Annotated in this window: 15 protein-coding genes, 1 tRNA gene and 1 other RNA gene; 7 read left to right on the top strand and 10 right to left on the bottom strand. The window is 71.9% G+C overall.

Annotated features, from left to right (window positions below):
• Positions 1-11: 11 nt before the first annotated feature.
• Both ACIQH8_RS02605 and trxA read right to left on the bottom strand, forming a co-directional pair.
• Positions 12-287 (bottom strand): DUF2892 domain-containing protein, encoded by a 276-nt coding sequence (locus tag ACIQH8_RS02605; RefSeq protein WP_400994407.1) that lies wholly within the window; start codon positions 285-287, stop codon positions 12-14.
• Positions 284-664: a thioredoxin gene (gene trxA / locus ACIQH8_RS02600; protein WP_400994404.1), complete on the bottom strand. Its 381-nt coding sequence runs from the start codon at positions 662-664 to the stop codon at positions 284-286. Before trxA ends, ACIQH8_RS02605 begins: the two co-directional genes overlap by 4 nt.
• A 44-nt stretch (positions 665-708) precedes the next feature.
• Here trxA and ACIQH8_RS02595 point away from each other — a divergent pair, with 44 nt between their 5' ends.
• On the top strand, positions 709-1,134 hold the full coding sequence (locus ACIQH8_RS02595) for a rhodanese-like domain-containing protein (protein WP_400994402.1): 426 nt from the start codon (positions 709-711) through the stop codon (positions 1,132-1,134).
• A gap of 16 nt (positions 1,135-1,150) precedes the next feature.
• Here ACIQH8_RS02595 and ACIQH8_RS02590 read toward each other — a convergent pair whose 3' ends face one another.
• Entirely contained in the window at positions 1,151-2,002 is an 852-nt protein-coding gene (locus ACIQH8_RS02590; RefSeq protein ID WP_400994399.1) for an aminoglycoside phosphotransferase family protein, read from the bottom strand.
• A 49-nt stretch (positions 2,003-2,051) separates the two neighbouring features.
• Here ACIQH8_RS02590 and ACIQH8_RS02585 point away from each other — a divergent pair, with 49 nt between their 5' ends.
• Both ACIQH8_RS02585 and ACIQH8_RS02580 read left to right on the top strand, forming a co-directional pair.
• A complete protein-coding gene (locus ACIQH8_RS02585; protein WP_400994397.1) occupies positions 2,052-3,935 on the top strand; it encodes a helicase HerA-like domain-containing protein in 1,884 nt (627 codons plus the stop codon).
• Entirely contained in the window at positions 3,932-4,573 is a 642-nt protein-coding gene (locus ACIQH8_RS02580; RefSeq protein ID WP_400994395.1) for a GNAT family N-acetyltransferase, read from the top strand. The genes ACIQH8_RS02585 and ACIQH8_RS02580 overlap by 4 nt, the downstream gene beginning before the upstream one ends.
• Before the next feature lie 26 nt (positions 4,574-4,599).
• On the opposite strand, the gene ACIQH8_RS02575 is transcribed toward ACIQH8_RS02580, so the two are convergent.
• The 7 genes from ACIQH8_RS02575 to ACIQH8_RS02545 form a co-directional block, all read right to left on the bottom strand.
• On the bottom strand, positions 4,600-5,100 hold the full coding sequence (locus tag ACIQH8_RS02575; RefSeq protein ID WP_400994392.1) for a hypothetical protein: 501 nt from the start codon (positions 5,098-5,100) through the stop codon (positions 4,600-4,602).
• A 198-nt stretch (positions 5,101-5,298) separates the two neighbouring features.
• Complete coding sequence (locus ACIQH8_RS02570) at positions 5,299-5,880, bottom strand: hypothetical protein (protein ID WP_400994390.1); 582 nt, start codon at positions 5,878-5,880, stop codon at positions 5,299-5,301.
• A gap of 168 nt (positions 5,881-6,048) precedes the next feature.
• Positions 6,049-6,136: transfer RNA gene (locus tag ACIQH8_RS02565), tRNA-Ser, on the bottom strand.
• Positions 6,134-6,230, bottom strand: an RNA gene (gene ffs, locus ACIQH8_RS02560) — signal recognition particle sRNA small type. The genes ACIQH8_RS02565 and ffs overlap by 3 nt, the downstream gene beginning before the upstream one ends.
• A gap of 6 nt (positions 6,231-6,236) precedes the next feature.
• Positions 6,237-7,199 (bottom strand): NAD-dependent epimerase/dehydratase family protein, encoded by a 963-nt coding sequence (locus ACIQH8_RS02555; RefSeq protein ID WP_400994388.1) that lies wholly within the window; start codon positions 7,197-7,199, stop codon positions 6,237-6,239.
• Positions 7,196-8,167: a bile acid:sodium symporter family protein gene (locus tag ACIQH8_RS02550; protein WP_400994385.1), complete on the bottom strand. Its 972-nt coding sequence runs from the start codon at positions 8,165-8,167 to the stop codon at positions 7,196-7,198. Before ACIQH8_RS02550 ends, ACIQH8_RS02555 begins: the two co-directional genes overlap by 4 nt.
• Positions 8,164-9,573 carry a flavin-containing monooxygenase gene (locus ACIQH8_RS02545; RefSeq protein ID WP_400994383.1) on the bottom strand — a complete coding sequence of 470 codons (1,410 nt, stop codon included), beginning with the start codon at positions 9,571-9,573 and terminating at the stop codon, positions 8,164-8,166. Before ACIQH8_RS02545 ends, ACIQH8_RS02550 begins: the two co-directional genes overlap by 4 nt.
• Before the next feature lie 151 nt (positions 9,574-9,724).
• Between ACIQH8_RS02545 and pta the strand changes: the two genes are divergently transcribed.
• The 4 genes from pta to ACIQH8_RS02525 all read left to right on the top strand — a co-directional run bounded on the left by pta (position 9,725) and on the right by ACIQH8_RS02525 (position 15,339).
• The gene (pta, locus tag ACIQH8_RS02540) at positions 9,725-11,884 is read left to right on the top strand and encodes a phosphate acetyltransferase (RefSeq protein ID WP_400994380.1); all 2,160 of its coding nucleotides are present in this window, start codon (positions 9,725-9,727) and stop codon (positions 11,882-11,884) included.
• 58 nt (positions 11,885-11,942) lie between these two features.
• The gene (locus ACIQH8_RS02535) at positions 11,943-13,136 is read left to right on the top strand and encodes an acetate/propionate family kinase (RefSeq protein ID WP_400994378.1); all 1,194 of its coding nucleotides are present in this window, start codon (positions 11,943-11,945) and stop codon (positions 13,134-13,136) included.
• A gap of 170 nt (positions 13,137-13,306) precedes the next feature.
• A complete protein-coding gene (locus tag ACIQH8_RS02530) occupies positions 13,307-13,897 on the top strand; it encodes a helix-turn-helix domain-containing protein (protein WP_400994375.1) in 591 nt (196 codons plus the stop codon).
• Positions 13,894-15,339: an MFS transporter gene (locus tag ACIQH8_RS02525; protein WP_400994372.1), complete on the top strand. Its 1,446-nt coding sequence runs from the start codon at positions 13,894-13,896 to the stop codon at positions 15,337-15,339. Before ACIQH8_RS02530 ends, ACIQH8_RS02525 begins: the two co-directional genes overlap by 4 nt.
• The last annotated feature ends 5 nt before the right edge of the window (positions 15,340-15,344 follow it).

Genomic DNA, 15,344 nt, shown 5'->3' with positions numbered 1-15,344 from the left:
GGCCGGGCCGTTCAGCCCAGCAGTTCGCGCCGCGCCTCGGGGTAGCCGAGCACGTTCGGCTCGGTCGTGGCGGCGGAACGCGTGAGCAGGTCGGTCGGGCACCATCCGGTGATCGCGCCGATCGCGAGGAATGTGGCGCAGATGCCCGCGGGGATCGCGCACCACAGGTTCTCGAGGTTCGACGCGGCGAACGCGGCGAGGAACACCGCGATGACGCCCCGCAGGACCCGTTCTCCGCGGCTCACCGCGCAGGCGCGCGAGGCGAGCGAGCGGGCGAGGCGGTTCACGCCTGCGCGGCGGCGGCGGCCTGCTGCTCGGCGAGCTGGCGGCGCACGTCGTCCATGTCGAGGGCCTTGGTGCCCTCGATGACCTGCTCGAGCTGGGCGGCGTTCAGTGCGCCGGGCTGGGCGAAGACGATGATGCCCTCGCGGAACACGACGAGCGTCGGGATGGAGGTGATGCGGAAGCCGGCGGCGAGGGCCTGCTCCGCCTCGGTGTCGACCTTGCCGAAGACGACGTCGGTGTGCTGCTCGGACGCGCGCTCGAAGATCGGGCCGAACATGCGGCAGGGTCCGCACCACTCGGCCCAGAAGTCGAGGAGCACGATGTCGCTGTCCTTGATGGTCGACTCGATCGTGTCGTGGGTGATGTTCACGGAAGCCATGCCCCGATTCTATCAGAAGATACCCCTGGGGTATCATTCGACGTATGCAGACCACGATCCACCGTCCCTCGGACGCCCCGGCCACCCGATCCACCCGCTCAGTCCGCCGCGCACGCGGCATCCGCACCGCCCTGATCGCCGCCGCCGGTGCGACCGCACTCGCCCTCAGCGGCTGCGCGACGACCGAGCCCATCGAGCTCGGCACCGACACCGTCGTCGTCGACGTGCGTACGCCGGCCGAATACGCCGCCGGCCACCTCGACGGCGCCGTCAACCTCGACCTCACCTCGGGGCAGCTCGCCGCAGAGATCCCCGCCCTCGACGCCGACGGCGAGTACGTCGTCTACTGCAAGTCGGGAAACCGCTCGGCCCAGGCGACCCGGCTCATGGAGGAGGCCGGCCTCGACGTGACCGACGCGGGCTCGATGCAGCAGGCGGCGGATGCCACGGGGCTGCCGATCGTGCAGTAGCCGCGTTCCGCGGAACTCAGACCGCGAGCCCCGCTGCCGCCTCGCCGATGCGCTCGGCCGTCGCCGCGCGCTCGGGCCGCCCGTCGAGCTCGAACCACGTCGACGACAGCGCGCTCCATGCGACGAGCCAGTCGCGCAGGCGCCGGGGCTCGAAGCCCGTCGCGTCGACGGCGACACCGAACTGCCGTGCAAGGCGTCCCGGCGCGAGCGCGCGCTCGTGCGACGGGTTGCAGAGCAGGTTGCACACGTCGAACTCGGCGTCGCCGACGAGGCCCTTCGGGTCGATCGCGAGCCAGCCGCGCTCGCCGAAGTCGAGCACGTTCCCGTGGTGCAGGTCGCCGTGCAGCACCACGGGCTCGCGACCGTCGTCGAATCGCCGTCGCGCGAGATCGGCGCCCGCACGGTGGAGCGGACCGAGTTCGTCCGCATGCGCGAACAGCTGCCGGAACCAGTCCGCCAGCGTCACGAGCGCCGGCGGATCGGACCCGGCCAGCACGCGATCGGTCTCACCGTGCAGTCGCCCGGCGACGTCGCAGACGATGCGCGTCGCGGCGTCGTCCTCGCCCGACCGGACCATCGAGACGAGGTCGCGCCGCCCCATCGCACGCTCCATGAGCAGGGCCTGATGGTCGCGGCGGAGGACTCGGACCGCTCCGCGCCCGTCGAGCGCGGTGAGGAGGGCCGCGCCCCTCGCCTCCTCGGGTTCGTGCGCGATCTTCAGCATCGCGGCCGTGCCGTCCTCCGTGCGAACGGGGATCAGCCGGCTCGTCGTCGTGGTCGACGGGTCCCCGTCCGGGCGGAGTCGCCACCGCCGCATCCAGGCGGCCTCGTCGGCCCTCCCGGGGTCCACAGGTCCGAGATCGCTCATCCGCCCAGTATCGCGGCGCGGGGCGAGGGTCGCCGTTAGGATCGGCCCCATGTCGGACGACGCGGTGAAGCGGGCACAGGAGGCGGCGGAGGCCGCGGCGGCAGCGGCGGCCGCGCTGCAGGAGCAGGCCGCTGAGGCGATCCGCAGGGCGGAGGAGGCGGCCGCCCTCGCGAAGGCGGCGGCCGAGGCGGCGACGGATGCCGCGTCCGCTCCCGAACCGGCGGAGGGGGCCGAACGGGGTTCCGCCGCACCGGCCGACTCCGCGGCATCCGCTTCGTCCCCCTCGGTCGAGGCGCCCCACGGGCCACTCGACGCCGACGAGGTCGACCGCATCCGCGCCGGCTACGCCTTCGAGGGCGCAGCACTCGAGATGGGCGCGCTCGTCAACGGCGAGGCGCTGCCCGACGTCCCCGTGCGCATCCCGCTCGCGATGACCAACCGGCACGGCCTCGTCGCCGGCGCGACCGGCACGGGCAAGACCCGTACGCTCCAGGTGCTCGCCGAGCAGCTCGCCGCCGCGGGCGTCGCCGTGTTCGCGGCCGACATCAAGGGCGACCTGTCGGGCGTCGCGACACCCGGTACGAGCAGCGAGAAGCTGCTGAAGCGCACCGACGGCATCGGCCAGGCGTGGGAGGCGGCGAGCTTCCCGACCGAGTTCTTCTCGCTCGGGGGAGTGGGGCGGGGCGTGCCGATCCGCGCGACGATCTCGGGCTTCGGCCCGCTGCTGCTCAGCAAGGTGCTCGGCCTCAACGAGACGCAGGAGTCCAGCCTCGGCCTCGTCTTCCACTACGCCAACCGGAACGGGCTCGCCCTGCTCGATCTCGACGACCTGCGCGCGGTTCTCGCCTACCTCGTGAGCGACGAGGGCAAGGGCGAGCTCGAGGGGCTCGGCGGCCTGTCGAAGGCGACGGTCGGCGTCATCCTGCGCGAGCTCATCGCCTTCGCCGACCAGGGCGCCGACGTGTTCTTCGGCGAGCCCGAGATCGACACGGCCGAGTTCCTGCGCACGGCAGCCGACGGCCGCGGCGTGATCAGCCTGCTCGAGGTGCCGGGCGTCGCCGACAAGCCGGCGCTGTACTCGACGTTCCTGATGTGGCTGCTCGCCGACCTCTACGGCGGCCTGCCCGAGGTCGGCGACCTCGACCGGCCGAAGCTCGTGTTCTTCTTCGACGAGGCGCACCTGCTCTTCCGCGATGCGTCGAAGGAGTTCCTCGCCCAGGTCGTGCAGACCGTGCGGCTCATCCGCTCGAAGGGCGTCGGCGTGTTCTTCGTCACGCAGACCCCGAAGGACGTGCCGGGCGACGTGCTCGCCCAGCTCGGCTCGCGCGTGCAGCACCAGCTGCGCGCCTTCACGCCCGACGACGCGAAGGCCCTGCGCGCGACGGTCTCGACGTACCCGAACTCGGGGTACGACCTCGAGGAGACGCTCACCGTGCTCGGCACGGGCGAGGCGATCGTCACGGTCATGAACGAGAAGGGGGCCCCGAGCCCCGTGGCCTGGACGCGCCTGCGTGCGCCGCAGGCGTCGATGTCGCCGAGCCCGGATGCCGCGATCGACGCCGCCGTCGCGGCATCCCCCCTCTCGGCGAAGTACGGCACCGCGATCGACCGCGAATCCGCGCACGAACTGCTGACCAAGCGCATGGCGGATGCCGCGGCCGCCGCCGACGCGGCCGAAGCCGCCGAGGCGCAGGCGAAGGCCGACGCCGAGTACGAGAAGATGCGAGCGAAGATCGACGCCGACGAGGCGAAGGCGGAGAAGAAGGCGCAGGCCGAGTACGACCGCCTCCTGAAGAAGACTTCGAGTACGTCCCGCTCGCGTTCGCGCACGCCGCAACGGTCGGCGCTCGAGGAGGTCCTCGGTTCCAAGACCACGCAGAAGGTGATCACGCAGGTCCTGACGGGCCTCTTCGGCATGGCGAAACGGCGGTGAGCGCGTCGAGCCGGACCGAGGAGGAGCCGGTCATCCGCCCGTATCGCGACGCGGACCGGTCCGCCGTCGCCGAGGTGTGCCTGCGCACCGCCGCCGCGGGGCGCGATGCCACCGGTGTCTACTCCGACGACACCCTGATGCCCGAGGTCTACGCCCTGCCGTACGTCGACTACGCCCCCGACCTCGCCTTCGTCGTCGATCTGGGCGGGCGCGTCGCCGGGTACGTGCTCGGCGTCGCCGACACCGCGGCCTTCATCGACTGGTACGCACGCGACTGGGCGCCGGGATTCCGGGCGCGCCACCCCCGTGCCGGCGCGCCGACGGCGCATCGACCGGCGTACTCGGAGCCGCACCTCCTCGCGGACGGCGGCAACGCGGAGCGCATGCGGATCCCCGAACTCGACGAGTACCCCGCCCACCTGCACATCGATCTGCTGCCCGAGCTGCAGGGTCGCGGGCTCGGCCGGCGGCTGATCGACACCCTCCGAGCGGCACTGGCCGAACGCGACGTCCCGGCGCTGCACCTCGGGATCGACGCGGCGAACGTCGGTGCGCGCGCGTTCTACGAACGGCTGGGCTTCCACGAACTGCCCTCGAGTCGCCCCGACGCGCCGCGGTTCGGCATCACGACGCGCTGAGTCGGGGTCGTACCGCCGCCGACGGATCAGCCGCGGAGCCCGCGCCCCTCGAACCAGTACAGCAGGTGCGGATCCGAGGCCCGCAACTCGGTCAGCGTCACCGGCTCGCTGCGGACGGTCTCCTCGAGCGCGAGGACCTCGGCGATCGCATCGAGCGACTGATCGTCCCAGAACGTGCCGCGCATGCGGAAGAGGCAGCGGCCGTCGGCGTCGACGACGAACAGCTGGTGGACGGTCTCGAGCGTGTCGCCCCGATACGTGTCGATGCGGAGCACGTCGGCCATGTCGCGACGGGCGACGCTGTGGAGGCGCCCCAGGAACCCGCGCTCGACGATGCCGTGCGGGCTGACGACGACCTCGGTGCGCTGGTAGCTGATGTACGCGGCGACGCCGAGGGCGGCGAGCACGACCACGACCACCGCCGTGAGGCCCACCGCGGCACTGCCGAGCGGAGAGACGAGCCAGGCGACCGTGAGGATCACGGGCACCAGGAGGGCGACCACCGGGAGCCCCACGGCCCGGGTCAAGGAGCGACGGGGTCTCAGGGTGAGTACCCTGAGACCCCCGCCCCCTGCCTGGCCGATGCGGGATTCCCCTGCGTCCCCGTATCCCGTTCTCATCGCTGCCACTGACATCGGAACCATCCTGTGTCGTCGGCACGGATGTCGCTATCGGCATTAAGGGGGACTTGCGCCCGGCCGCCGAGTCGTGCCCGGGCTCGCGCCTCAGGAGACGGCGGGCAGCACCGCCTCGCAGAAGTCGTCCGACCGACCCGTTGACCCCTTGACCTCGCCGAGGAACTCGACGAACTCGTCATCGGACGGGTCGCTGATGTCGTCTCCGTAGTCGATCAGGACCTCGTACCTGACCTGTCCGGGATTGCGCGCGATCGCCTTCCCCGACTCGTCGTAGGCGTTCGCGCTGCCGGTCGCGAGCACGAGGATGGTCATCGTGCCATCGCCGTTATCGGTGATCGCGAGATCCTTGTCGACCGTCTTGCCGGTCTCGGTGACGGTCCCGCCCGGCCCACTGTAGGTGCCGTGGAACTCGACGTTCGCCATCCAGTACGGCGCGGAACCCGGCTTGCGCGAGTTGAACAGCACGTGGACCTCGTTCAGGAATTCGATCTCGACGGTGATACCGGCATCGCAGAAGTTCTCGTCGGTGAACGAGTCCTCCTCGACGAACCGCACGTTCTCGAGCGGACGGGCGGTGGCCGGCGGTGCGGCGAGCAGCGACGCCGCGAACGCGGCGGCGGCGGTGGCGGCGATCAGGCCGCGACGGTGGAGCGAGGTGGATGCGGACACGGGATTCCCCTTCCTGTGTGGCATGCGATGCCCGTGGCATCGCAGCGCAGCAGAGTCCGGGCTGGGCGAATCATCCCGCGTTCCTGCGTGCGCGGCGACGCCCGTTCGGGGGCGGAAACCGAAGAACGGAAACGGCGCCGCACCCTTCGGGCACGGCGCCGTTTCACATGGCGGAGGATGGGGGATTCGAACCCCCGAGGGCTTTCACCCAACACGCTTTCCAAGCGTGCGCCATAGGCCACTAGGCGAATCCTCCTGGGACCCCTCACGCACCCGCCAGAGCCCGGTTACCCTTGCTGCGTTTCCGCCCTGGGGGAGTTGGCCTGGATGGCGCCACGTGAGGAGCCTCGGACAGTCTACCCGAGGGAACGGGCGCGTCGAACCGCGAGGTACTCCTCGAACGCCTCGCGGCTCGTCCGCTCGGGCGAGTAGCCGAGCACGCGCTTGAGACGCGTGTTGTCGAGCACCGGGCGGTAGCGCAGGAACCCGACCCGCTCGGGGCCGTGCACGGTGAGGCGCAATGCGTGCCCGACGCGCAGCACCGCGGTGAGCAGCCGCGCCGAGACCGTGACGGTCGGCTTGCCGAGCGCATCGGCGATCTCCGTCACGGTCACGCGTCCGTCGCCGGCGACGTTGAAGGCGCCCGTGACCTCGCCGGTCGCCCCGCGCACGATCGCGCCGACCACGTCGTCGACCCAGACGAACACGAACGGGCTCTCCGATCCGGCGATCCGCAGGATGCGCTTCGCCTCCCAGAGCGCCGTGATCTGGTTCGCGACGCTCGGCCCGAGGATGGTGCCGATCCGGAGCACGACCTGGCCGAGCTCGGGGTGGCTCGCGCGGTAGTCGGCCAGCATCTCCTCGACGAGCCGCTTGTGCCGGGAGTAGCTGAACTCCTGGTTGCCGCGGATCGGGTCGTCCTCGGACAACCACTCGGGGTTGTCCGCGTGGTAGCCGTAGGCGGCGCCCGACGACGACACGACGATGCGGCGCACGCCGTGCGCGACGGCCGCGTCGAGCACGTTGCGGGTGCCCTCGACGTCGACCCGGTACTCGACGTCTTCGCTGAGTCCGCCGGGGTTCACGATCGCGGCGAGGTGCACGATCGTGTCGATCGCGTGACGCTCGACGACGGCGGCGACGGCTGCGGCATCGGTCACATCGCACGACTCGACGACGACGCCGGCGGGCACCGGGGCCGCCGGTGGGCGCACGTCGCCCGAGACGACGAGCTCGACCTCCGGGTCCCACGCCAGGGCGCGGACCGCATTCGAGCCGAGGAACCCGCTGCCGCCGGTGACGAGGATGCGCCGCTTCACGACGCCGCCCCGGACGGGGTCGCCGGACCGGAGGCGGCATCGGCGTCCGCCTCGGCGTCGGCCGCGGCATCCGCTCGCCTCGTGCGCCGCGCCCACACCGTCGCGAGCGCGAGCCCGGCGATGATGTCCCAGATGCCCCACCAGCCGGCGACGATCGCCATGCCGCCGATCCCGCCGAAGAACGAGAAGACGAGGCCGAGGCCGAGGCCGGCGTTGCGGATGCCGACCTCGAACGTGATCGCCTTGCGGTCGCGCACGCCGAGGCCCCCGATGCGGGCGCTCGCGTAGCCGAGGCCGAGCGCGATCGCGTCGTGCAGGAAGACGGCGAGCAGCACCACGCCGATGTAGGCCATGAAGATCGCCCAGTTGCCGACGAGGGCGGCGACGATGAACCCGACGAGCGCGAGCAGGCTGATCCAGCGCGCGTACGGCTGCACGCGCGCCGCGAAGCGCGGCCAGATCGCACGGATGAGGAAGCCCGCGATGAAGGGCAACCCGATGATGAGGAAGATGTCGAGCAGCATCTGCCAGCCGTCGAGGCTCACGGCCCGCACGAGTTCCGATGCCTTCGGGTGGATGCTGCCCCAGAACGCGACGCTGAGCGGCAGCACGAAGATGTAGATCACGTTCGCGACCGCGGTCATCGACACCGACAGTGCGACGTTGCCGCGCGCGCGGTAGGTCAGCACCTGCGAGATGTTCCCGGGCGGGCATGCGGCCACGAGCAGCATCCCGAGCGCGACCGACGCCTGCACGTCGAGCAGCAGCGTCAACCCGAAGGTGACGGCGGGCAGCAGGATGATCTGCGCGAGGAGCGCGATGAGCATCGCCTTCGGGGCCCGCGCGACGGCACGGAAGTCGGCCGGCGAGGTGTCGAGCGCGATGCCGAACATGATGAAGCCGAGCACGACGTTCAGCGCGATCATCGAGCCGGGCGCGAAGTTCAGGACGACGTCGTCGATGTTCATGCGCGGGTCCTCGCCGTCGGGGTGCCGCTCGTGGGCGCGGATGCCGCGGGCGCACCGGATGCCGCGGGCGCACCGGATGCCGCGGGCGCACCGGATGCCGCGGGCGACGGGAGCGTCCGCAGCATCCGCTTGACCGTCCGCCGATACGCGTCCTTGTTCACGTAGTACGACATGCGGTCGAGCCCGAGGTAGCGGTACCCGCCCGTGAGGTCGGGCCACGGCTTCGCGGCGTCGGCGCGGAAGCGGGACGCGGCATCCGGCTCGTCGCGCACGGCCGCCAGGTACGCGGCGATCAGCTCGGCCTGCTCGTACCGGCCCTGCCAGCCGATGCCGGACGCCTCGATCATGCCGAGCACGAACAGGCCGTTGAAGCTCGGCGGGAAGACGTTGAGGTAGAGCTCGGGGGCCGCGGTCGTCCAGTTGAGATGGGCGCGGTCGACGAACGGGTAGTCCAGACGGTAGCCGGTCGCGAGCATCACGAGGTCGTAGTCCGCGGCGCTGCCGTCGGCGAAGTGCACGGTCGACCCGTCGAACCGGTCGACGTCGCCGACGACCCGCAGGTCGCCCTGGCCGAGGTGGTTCAGGATCAGCGTGTTCACGATCGGGTGCGACTCGTAGATCCGGTAGTCGGGCTTCGGGAAGCCGAACCGGACCGGGTCGCCCGTGAACGCGCGCAGCACGCGCGTGTCGACGAACTGCTTGATGCGGGCGGGCAGCGGCCGGCCCTGGTTGAGGGTGTCCGACGGGCGGCCGAAGAGGTAGCGGGGCACGAAGTAGTAGCCGCGGCGCACCGAGAGGTCGACGGATGCCGCGTGGTGCACCGCGTCGACGGCGATGTCGCAGCCGGAGTTGCCGGCGCCGATGATGAGCACGCGCCTGCCCTTGAACACCTTCGGGCTCTTGTAGGCGCTCGTGTGCATGAGCTCGCCGGCGAAGTCGCCGCGGAAGGTCGGGATGTTGGGCTCGGCGAGCGTGCCGTTGGCGAGGATCACGGCCGGGTGCTCGGTCGTGGTCGTCGTGCCGTCCGGGGAGGCGGCGGTCACGCGCCATCCGCTCGACCCCGTCGCGTCGCCGTCGACCGGCTCGACCGAGGTGACCCTCGTCTCGAACCGGATGTGCTCGCGCAGGCCGTACGCGTCGGCGTACTCGCGGAAGTAGCGGTGCAGCTCGCGATGGCCGGGGTAGTCGGCCGTCGAGTCCATCGGGAACTCGGCGAACTCGGTCGTCGTGCGCGACGAGATGAGGTGCGCCGACTCGTACATGGTCGAGCGCGGGTTGTCGATGTTCCAGAGGCCGCCGACGTCGGGGCCGGCCTCGAAGACGATGAAGGGGATGCCGGCGCGACTGAGCGCGCGGGCACCGGCGAGACCGGATGGGCCCGCTCCGATGAGGGCGATGGGGTTCACGGGTGGTTCCTGGTACGTGGGCGACGTCGTCGGGGGCCGACGCCGCGTCGGGTCCGAACAGCATAAGCGAATGGTGCTCGGGTTCCTGAACCGCGGCGGGGCTCCGGTGGGTGCACTGCGCCGTCGGGAACCGCCTCGGTAGGCTGGCCGAGTGGCGCACAGCATCTACATCTGCTCCGCCGAGGGGAACACCGGCAAGTCCACGGTGGCGCTCGGGACGCTCGACACCCTGAGTCGACGGGCCACACGAGTGGGCGTCTTCCGCCCGATCGCGCGCTCGACCGAGGAGCGCGACTACGTGCTCGAGCTGCTGCTCGCCCACGACGGCGTGATCGAACTCGGGTACGACGAGGCGATCGGCGTCACCTACGACGACGTGCACGGCGATCCCGAGGCCGCGCTCGCCACGATCGTCCGACGGTTCAAGGCGATCGAGGCCCGCTGCGACGTGGTGGTGGTGATCGGGTCCGACTACACGGATGTCGGAAGCCCCACCGAGTTGGCCTTCAACGCGCGCATCGCGGCGAACCTCGGCGCGCCCGTGCTCCTCGTCGTCGGCGGGCGGGTCACCCAGGGACGCGGGGCGAGCGAGCGGCTCGGCTACACGGATGCCCGCACGCCCGACGAACTCGCCCAGATCACCGAGCTCGCCGTCGAGGAGCTCCAGCGCGAGCACGCGTCGCTCCTCGGCGTCGTCGCGAACCGGGCCGACCCCGATCGGCTCGACGCGATCGTGGCGGCCGTGCGGTCCGCGTCGGGCGGAGCCGTGACGATGGGCGGCAGGGGCGCGACCGGCGGCACCGAGTCATCCGTCGCGGTCTGGGCGATCCCCGAGGACCAGTACCTCGTCGCGCCCTCGATGCGCTCGATCATGCGCGCCGTCGACGGAACGCTCTACGCGGGCGATCCCGAACTGCTGGAGCGCGAGGCGCTCGGCGTCGTCGTCGCCGCGATGTCGATGGAGAACGTGCTGGCGTGGCTCACCGAGGGCGCCGTCGTGGTCGTGCCGGGCGACCGCAGCGAGGTGCTGCTCGGCGTGCTCACCGCACACTCATCGGCGACGTTCCCGTCGATCGCGGGCATCGTCCTCAACGGCGGGTTCCCCGTCTCCGAGACGGTGGAGCGGCTGATCGAGGGCCTGAAGTCGGGCCTGCCGATCATCCGCACCGAGTTGAGCAGCTACGACACCGCGCTCGCGATCACGCAGACGCGTGGCAAGCTCGCCGCCGAGTCGCAGCGCAAGCGCGACACCGCGCTGGCGCTCTTCGAGAAGCACGTGGACGGGGTCGAGCTCCTCGACCGCCTCGACGTGGCCCGGACCGACGTCGTCACGCCGCTCATGTTCGAGTACGGCCTGCTCGCCCGAGCGCGCGACGCGCGCAAGCACATCGTGCTGCCCGAGGGGTACGACGACCGCATCCTGCGGGCGGCGGCCACGCTCCTCGCCCGCGACGTCGCCGACCTCACGATCCTCGGCGAGGAGATCGAGGTCCGCTCGCGCGCGATCGGCCTCGGCCTCGACATCTCGCGGGCGACGGTGCTCTCCAACCACGACCACGTGCTCGTGTACCGGTTCGCCGACGAGTACCAGCGCCGCCGCGCGCACAAGGGCGTGACGCTCGAGCAGGCCCGCGACACCGTGCAGGACGTCTCGTACTTCGGCACGATGATGGTCGAGCTCGGGCTCGCCGACGGCATGGTGTCCGGGGCGATGCACACGACGGCCCACACCATCCGGCCGGCCTTCGAGATCATCAAGACGAAGCCCGACGTGAACGTCGTCTCGAGCGTGTTCCTGATGGCGCTCGCCGATCGCGTGCTCGTCTACGGCGATTGCGCGGTCGTGCCGGACCCGACCGCCGAGCAGCTCGCCGACATCGCCATCTCGTCGGCGAAGACGGCCGAGCAGTTCGGCATCGAGCCGCGCGTGGCGATGCTGTCGTACTCGACCGGCGAGTCCGGGTCGGGGGCGGATGTCGACAAGGTGCGCCGCGCGACGGCGCTCGTGCGCGAGCGGGCGCCGGAGCTGCCGGTCGAGGGGCCGATCCAGTACGACGCGGCCGCAGATGCCGCGGTCGCGCGCACCAAACTTCCGGGCTCGACGGTCGCGGGGCGCGCGACGGTCTTCGTCTTCCCCGACCTCAACACCGGCAACAACACCTACAAGGCCGTGCAGCGCTCGGCCGGTGCGGTCGCCATCGGCCCGGTGCTGCAGGGGCTCAGGAAGCCGGTGAACGACCTCTCGCGCGGCGCGCTCGTGCAGGACATCGTGAACACGGTCGCGATCACGGCGATCCAGGCGGCGTCGTGAGCGTGCCCGGTGGTCGAGTAGCACGTGAAGCGCGCGTATCGAGACCCGGGAGCGCCGCATGACCACCGTCCTCGTCGTCAACTCCGGGTCGTCGTCGCTGAAGTACCAGCTCGTCGACGTGACGGCGGGGGCGGCGCTCGCCTCGGGCCTCGTCGAGCGCATCGGCGCGGGCGAGGGCCGCGCCACCCATACGGATGCCTCGGGCCGAGCGCACCGCGAGGAGGTCTCGGTCGCCGACCACCACGCCGCGTTCGCATGGATGCTGCGGGCGTTCGCCGAGCACGGCCCGTCGCTCGACGCGCATCCGCCGGTGGCCGTGGGCCACCGCGTGGTGCAGGGCGGCGCCAGGTTCTTCGAGCCGACCGTCATCACCGAGCTCGTGAAGATCAACATCGACGAGCTGTCGGTGCTCGCGCCGCTGCACAACCCCGCGAACCTCGCGGGCATCGTCGCGGCGGAACGCGCGTTCCCGTCGGTGCCGCATGTCGCGGTCTTCGACACCGCCTTCCACCAGACGATGCCGCCCGACGCCTACCTCTACGCACTCGACCGCGACCTCGCCGAGAAGCACCGGATCCGCCGGTACGGATTCCACGGGACCTCGCACCGCTACGTCTCCCGGGCGGCGGCGGCCTTCCTCGGCCGGCCGACCGAGGAGCTGAAGCTCATCGTGCTGCACCTCGGCAACGGCGCCTCCGCCTGCGCGGTCGACGGCGGGCGCTCGGTCGAGACGAGCATGGGCATGACCCCGCTCGAAGGGCTCGCGATGGGCACGCGCTCGGGTGATCTCGATCCTGCCGTCGTGCTGCACCTGCAGCGTCGCGCGGGGCTCCGCGTCGACGAGGTCGACGACCTGCTCAACAAGCGGAGCGGCATGCTCGGACTCGGAGGGCACGGCGACATGCGCGACCTGACCGAGGCCGCCGCATCCGGCGACGAACGCGCGCGCGTCGCGCTCGAGGTCTACGCGCACCGCGTCCGCTCGTATGTGGGCGCGTACGCGGCGCAGCTCGGCCGGGTCGACGCGATCGTGTTCACCGCCGGGGTGGGGGAGAATGCGGCCGACGTGCGCGCGAGGTCGCTCGCCGGCCTCGAGGGCTTCGGCGTGGAGGTGGATGCCGCGCGGAACGCGGTGCGGTCGGGTGAGGCGCGCCGCATCTCGACGGACGGCTCGCGCACCGCGGTGCTCGTGGTCCCCACGAACGAGGAGCTCGAGATCGCCCGGCAGACGGTCGAGGTCGTCGCCGGCTGACGCCGCTCGCCGGTCGGCACCCGCTGCCTGCCTCACCATCCACATCTGCGGATATACGATCCGCAACCCCGACCTCGAGCCGGGGTGCGCGGCGCGGCGGATCGTATATCCGCAGATGTGGGTGTACAAGAACCCTTGTACAAGGAGTCTTGTGGATCTAGGCTGGCGGCATGAGCGACGCCGACCGACCCGCCGAATCGCACGTGCACCTGCACGATCCGGGCCCCATGCGCGCGATGGCGCACCCGATGCGGCTGCGGATCATCGGCATCCTCCGGATGGAGGGCCCCGCCACGGTCGGCATGCTCGCCCAGCGAACGGGGGAGTCCGCCGGGTCGGTCAGTTACCACATGGCGACCCTCGCCAGGCACGGCTTCGTCGAGGAGGCGCCCGAGCTCGCGCGCGACCGTCGCGAACGCTGGTGGCGCGCCGCGCACGAGATGACGAGCTGGAGCACCGTGGAGTTCCTCGACGATCCGGCGCGGCACGCGGCATCCGAGGCCCTGCGGCGCACCGTGCTCGAGGGGTACCACCGCGAACTGCTCGCCGCCATCGACGCCGAGGCGGGCCTGCCGCCCGAGTGGATCGAGCCGTCCGACTCGTCCGACGGCGCCGCGCACCTCACGCTCGAGGAGTTCCGCGAGCTGTCGGCGGACCTCGCCGCCGTGCGCGAGAAGTGGTGGGGCCGCCGCCGTGAACCGGCCGAGGGCACCCGCCTCGTGCGCTGGATCACGCACGTCTTCCCGAGGAGCGACGCATGAGCCCGCGACGCCGGCTGCCCCTCGTCGCCCTGTTCGTCGCGCAGCTGTTCTCGCTCGGCGGCAACGCGATCGCGATCGTCGCCGTGCCCCTCATCGTCCTGCAGCAGACGGGCTCGCCGCTCGCCGCGGGCGTCGCCGGCATCTTCGCGACCGTGCCGCTCGTCATCGGCGGCGCCCTCGGCGGCGTACTCGTCGACCGCTTCGGCTACCGGGCCTCGAGCATCGCAGCGGATGTCGCGAGCGGCCTCACCGTCGTCGCGATCCCGATGCTCGACGCCGCCGGCGTCCTGTCGTTCCCGATCCTCCTCGCGCTCGTGTTCCTCGGCGGCCTCCTCGACCCGCCGGGCGACACGGCGAAGACGGTGCTCATGCCCGACCTCGCCGCGCTCGCGCGCATCCCGCTCGCGCGCGCCGCAGGGGCCCAGTCGGCCGTGCAGCGCACGGCGACCATGGTCGGCGCGGGCACGGCCGGCGCGCTCGTCGCGTTCGCCGGCCCCATGACGGCCCTGCTGGCGGATGCCGCGGGCTTCGCGATCTCCGCGATCCTGGTCGCGCTGCTCGTACCCGCGCGGCCGCGGGTCGCGGAGCTGCTCGGGACCGATGCGCGGGTCGCCGTCGATGCGCGGGTCGCCGTCGAGGCATCCGGCACCGTGACCGGCGCGGAGGGCGACGACGGCGGCCCGGATGCCGGCCGGGTCGCCGCCGCGGAGAGCGCCGCGGGCTTCGTCGCGGGCATCCGGTTCATCGGGAGGACGCCGCTGGCGCTCGCCGTCGTCCTCCTCGTCACGCTCACCAACGCGATCGATGCGGCGGGCATGATGGTGCTGAAGCCGGTGTACGCGGCGCAGGTGCTGGGCGACCCGGCGGCGCTGGGCTTCATGATCGGATGCTTCGCCGCCGGCGCACTGACGGGCTCGACCGTGTTCGGGCTCGTCGGGCACCGGGCGTCGGGCCGGCTCATGTTCGCCGCGTGCTTCGTCCTGGCGGGGGCGCCGCCGTACGCGGCGATGGCGCTCGGCGTGCCGGTCGAGGTGCTGTTCGCGGTGCTCGCTCTGTCGGGCCTCGCGGCGGGCGCGCTGAACCCGATGATCTCGACCGCGCTGTTCGGCGTCGTTCCCGACGGCATGCGGGCGCGCGTGTTCGGCGCGATGACCTCGGGGGTCGCGGCGTCGATGCCCATCGGAGCGTTCGCCGCCGGCGCTGCGGTCGACGCGTTCGGATTCGTGCCCGTCGTGGCGGGCGCCGCCGCGCTCTACGCGGTGCTCGGAGCCAGCCCGCTGGTGCTGCGCGCATTCGACGGGTTGTCGGGGGCGCGGGGCGCGGCCCCCGACGCCGGCGCGCCGCACGCGGCATCCGTACCCGATGCGCCGATCGCCGCGGTCGAACCCGTCGTCGTCGCTCGCGCCGCCGCCGCCGACTCGGAGCCCGAACCGCGACCCTGAGGTCG

Origin of the sequence: Agromyces sp. GXQ0307, assembly GCF_044769845.1 — a bacterium.
Classification (GTDB): Bacteria; Actinomycetota; Actinomycetes; order Actinomycetales; family Microbacteriaceae; genus Agromyces.
Note: the sequence above shows the minus strand (reverse complement) of the source record. Positions and strands in the feature narration are given on the sequence as shown.

What these genes read in the sequence shown, in the direction of transcription:
- trxA (WP_400994404.1), bottom strand. Translation starts at nt 664, where the DNA reads ATGGCTTCCGTGAACATCACCCACGACACGATCGAGTCGACCATCAAG.
- ACIQH8_RS02595 (WP_400994402.1), top strand. Translation starts at nt 709, where the DNA reads ATGCAGACCACGATCCACCGTCCCTCGGACGCCCCGGCCACCCGATCC.
- ACIQH8_RS02590 (WP_400994399.1), bottom strand. Translation starts at nt 2,002, where the DNA reads ATGAGCGATCTCGGACCTGTGGACCCCGGGAGGGCCGACGAGGCCGCC.
- ACIQH8_RS02585 (WP_400994397.1), top strand. Translation starts at nt 2,052, where the DNA reads ATGTCGGACGACGCGGTGAAGCGGGCACAGGAGGCGGCGGAGGCCGCG.
- ACIQH8_RS02550 (WP_400994385.1), bottom strand. Translation starts at nt 8,167, where the DNA reads ATGAACATCGACGACGTCGTCCTGAACTTCGCGCCCGGCTCGATGATC.
- ACIQH8_RS02535 (WP_400994378.1), top strand. Translation starts at nt 11,943, where the DNA reads ATGACCACCGTCCTCGTCGTCAACTCCGGGTCGTCGTCGCTGAAGTAC.
- ACIQH8_RS02530 (WP_400994375.1), top strand. Translation starts at nt 13,307, where the DNA reads ATGAGCGACGCCGACCGACCCGCCGAATCGCACGTGCACCTGCACGAT.
- ACIQH8_RS02525 (WP_400994372.1), top strand. Translation starts at nt 13,894, where the DNA reads ATGAGCCCGCGACGCCGGCTGCCCCTCGTCGCCCTGTTCGTCGCGCAG.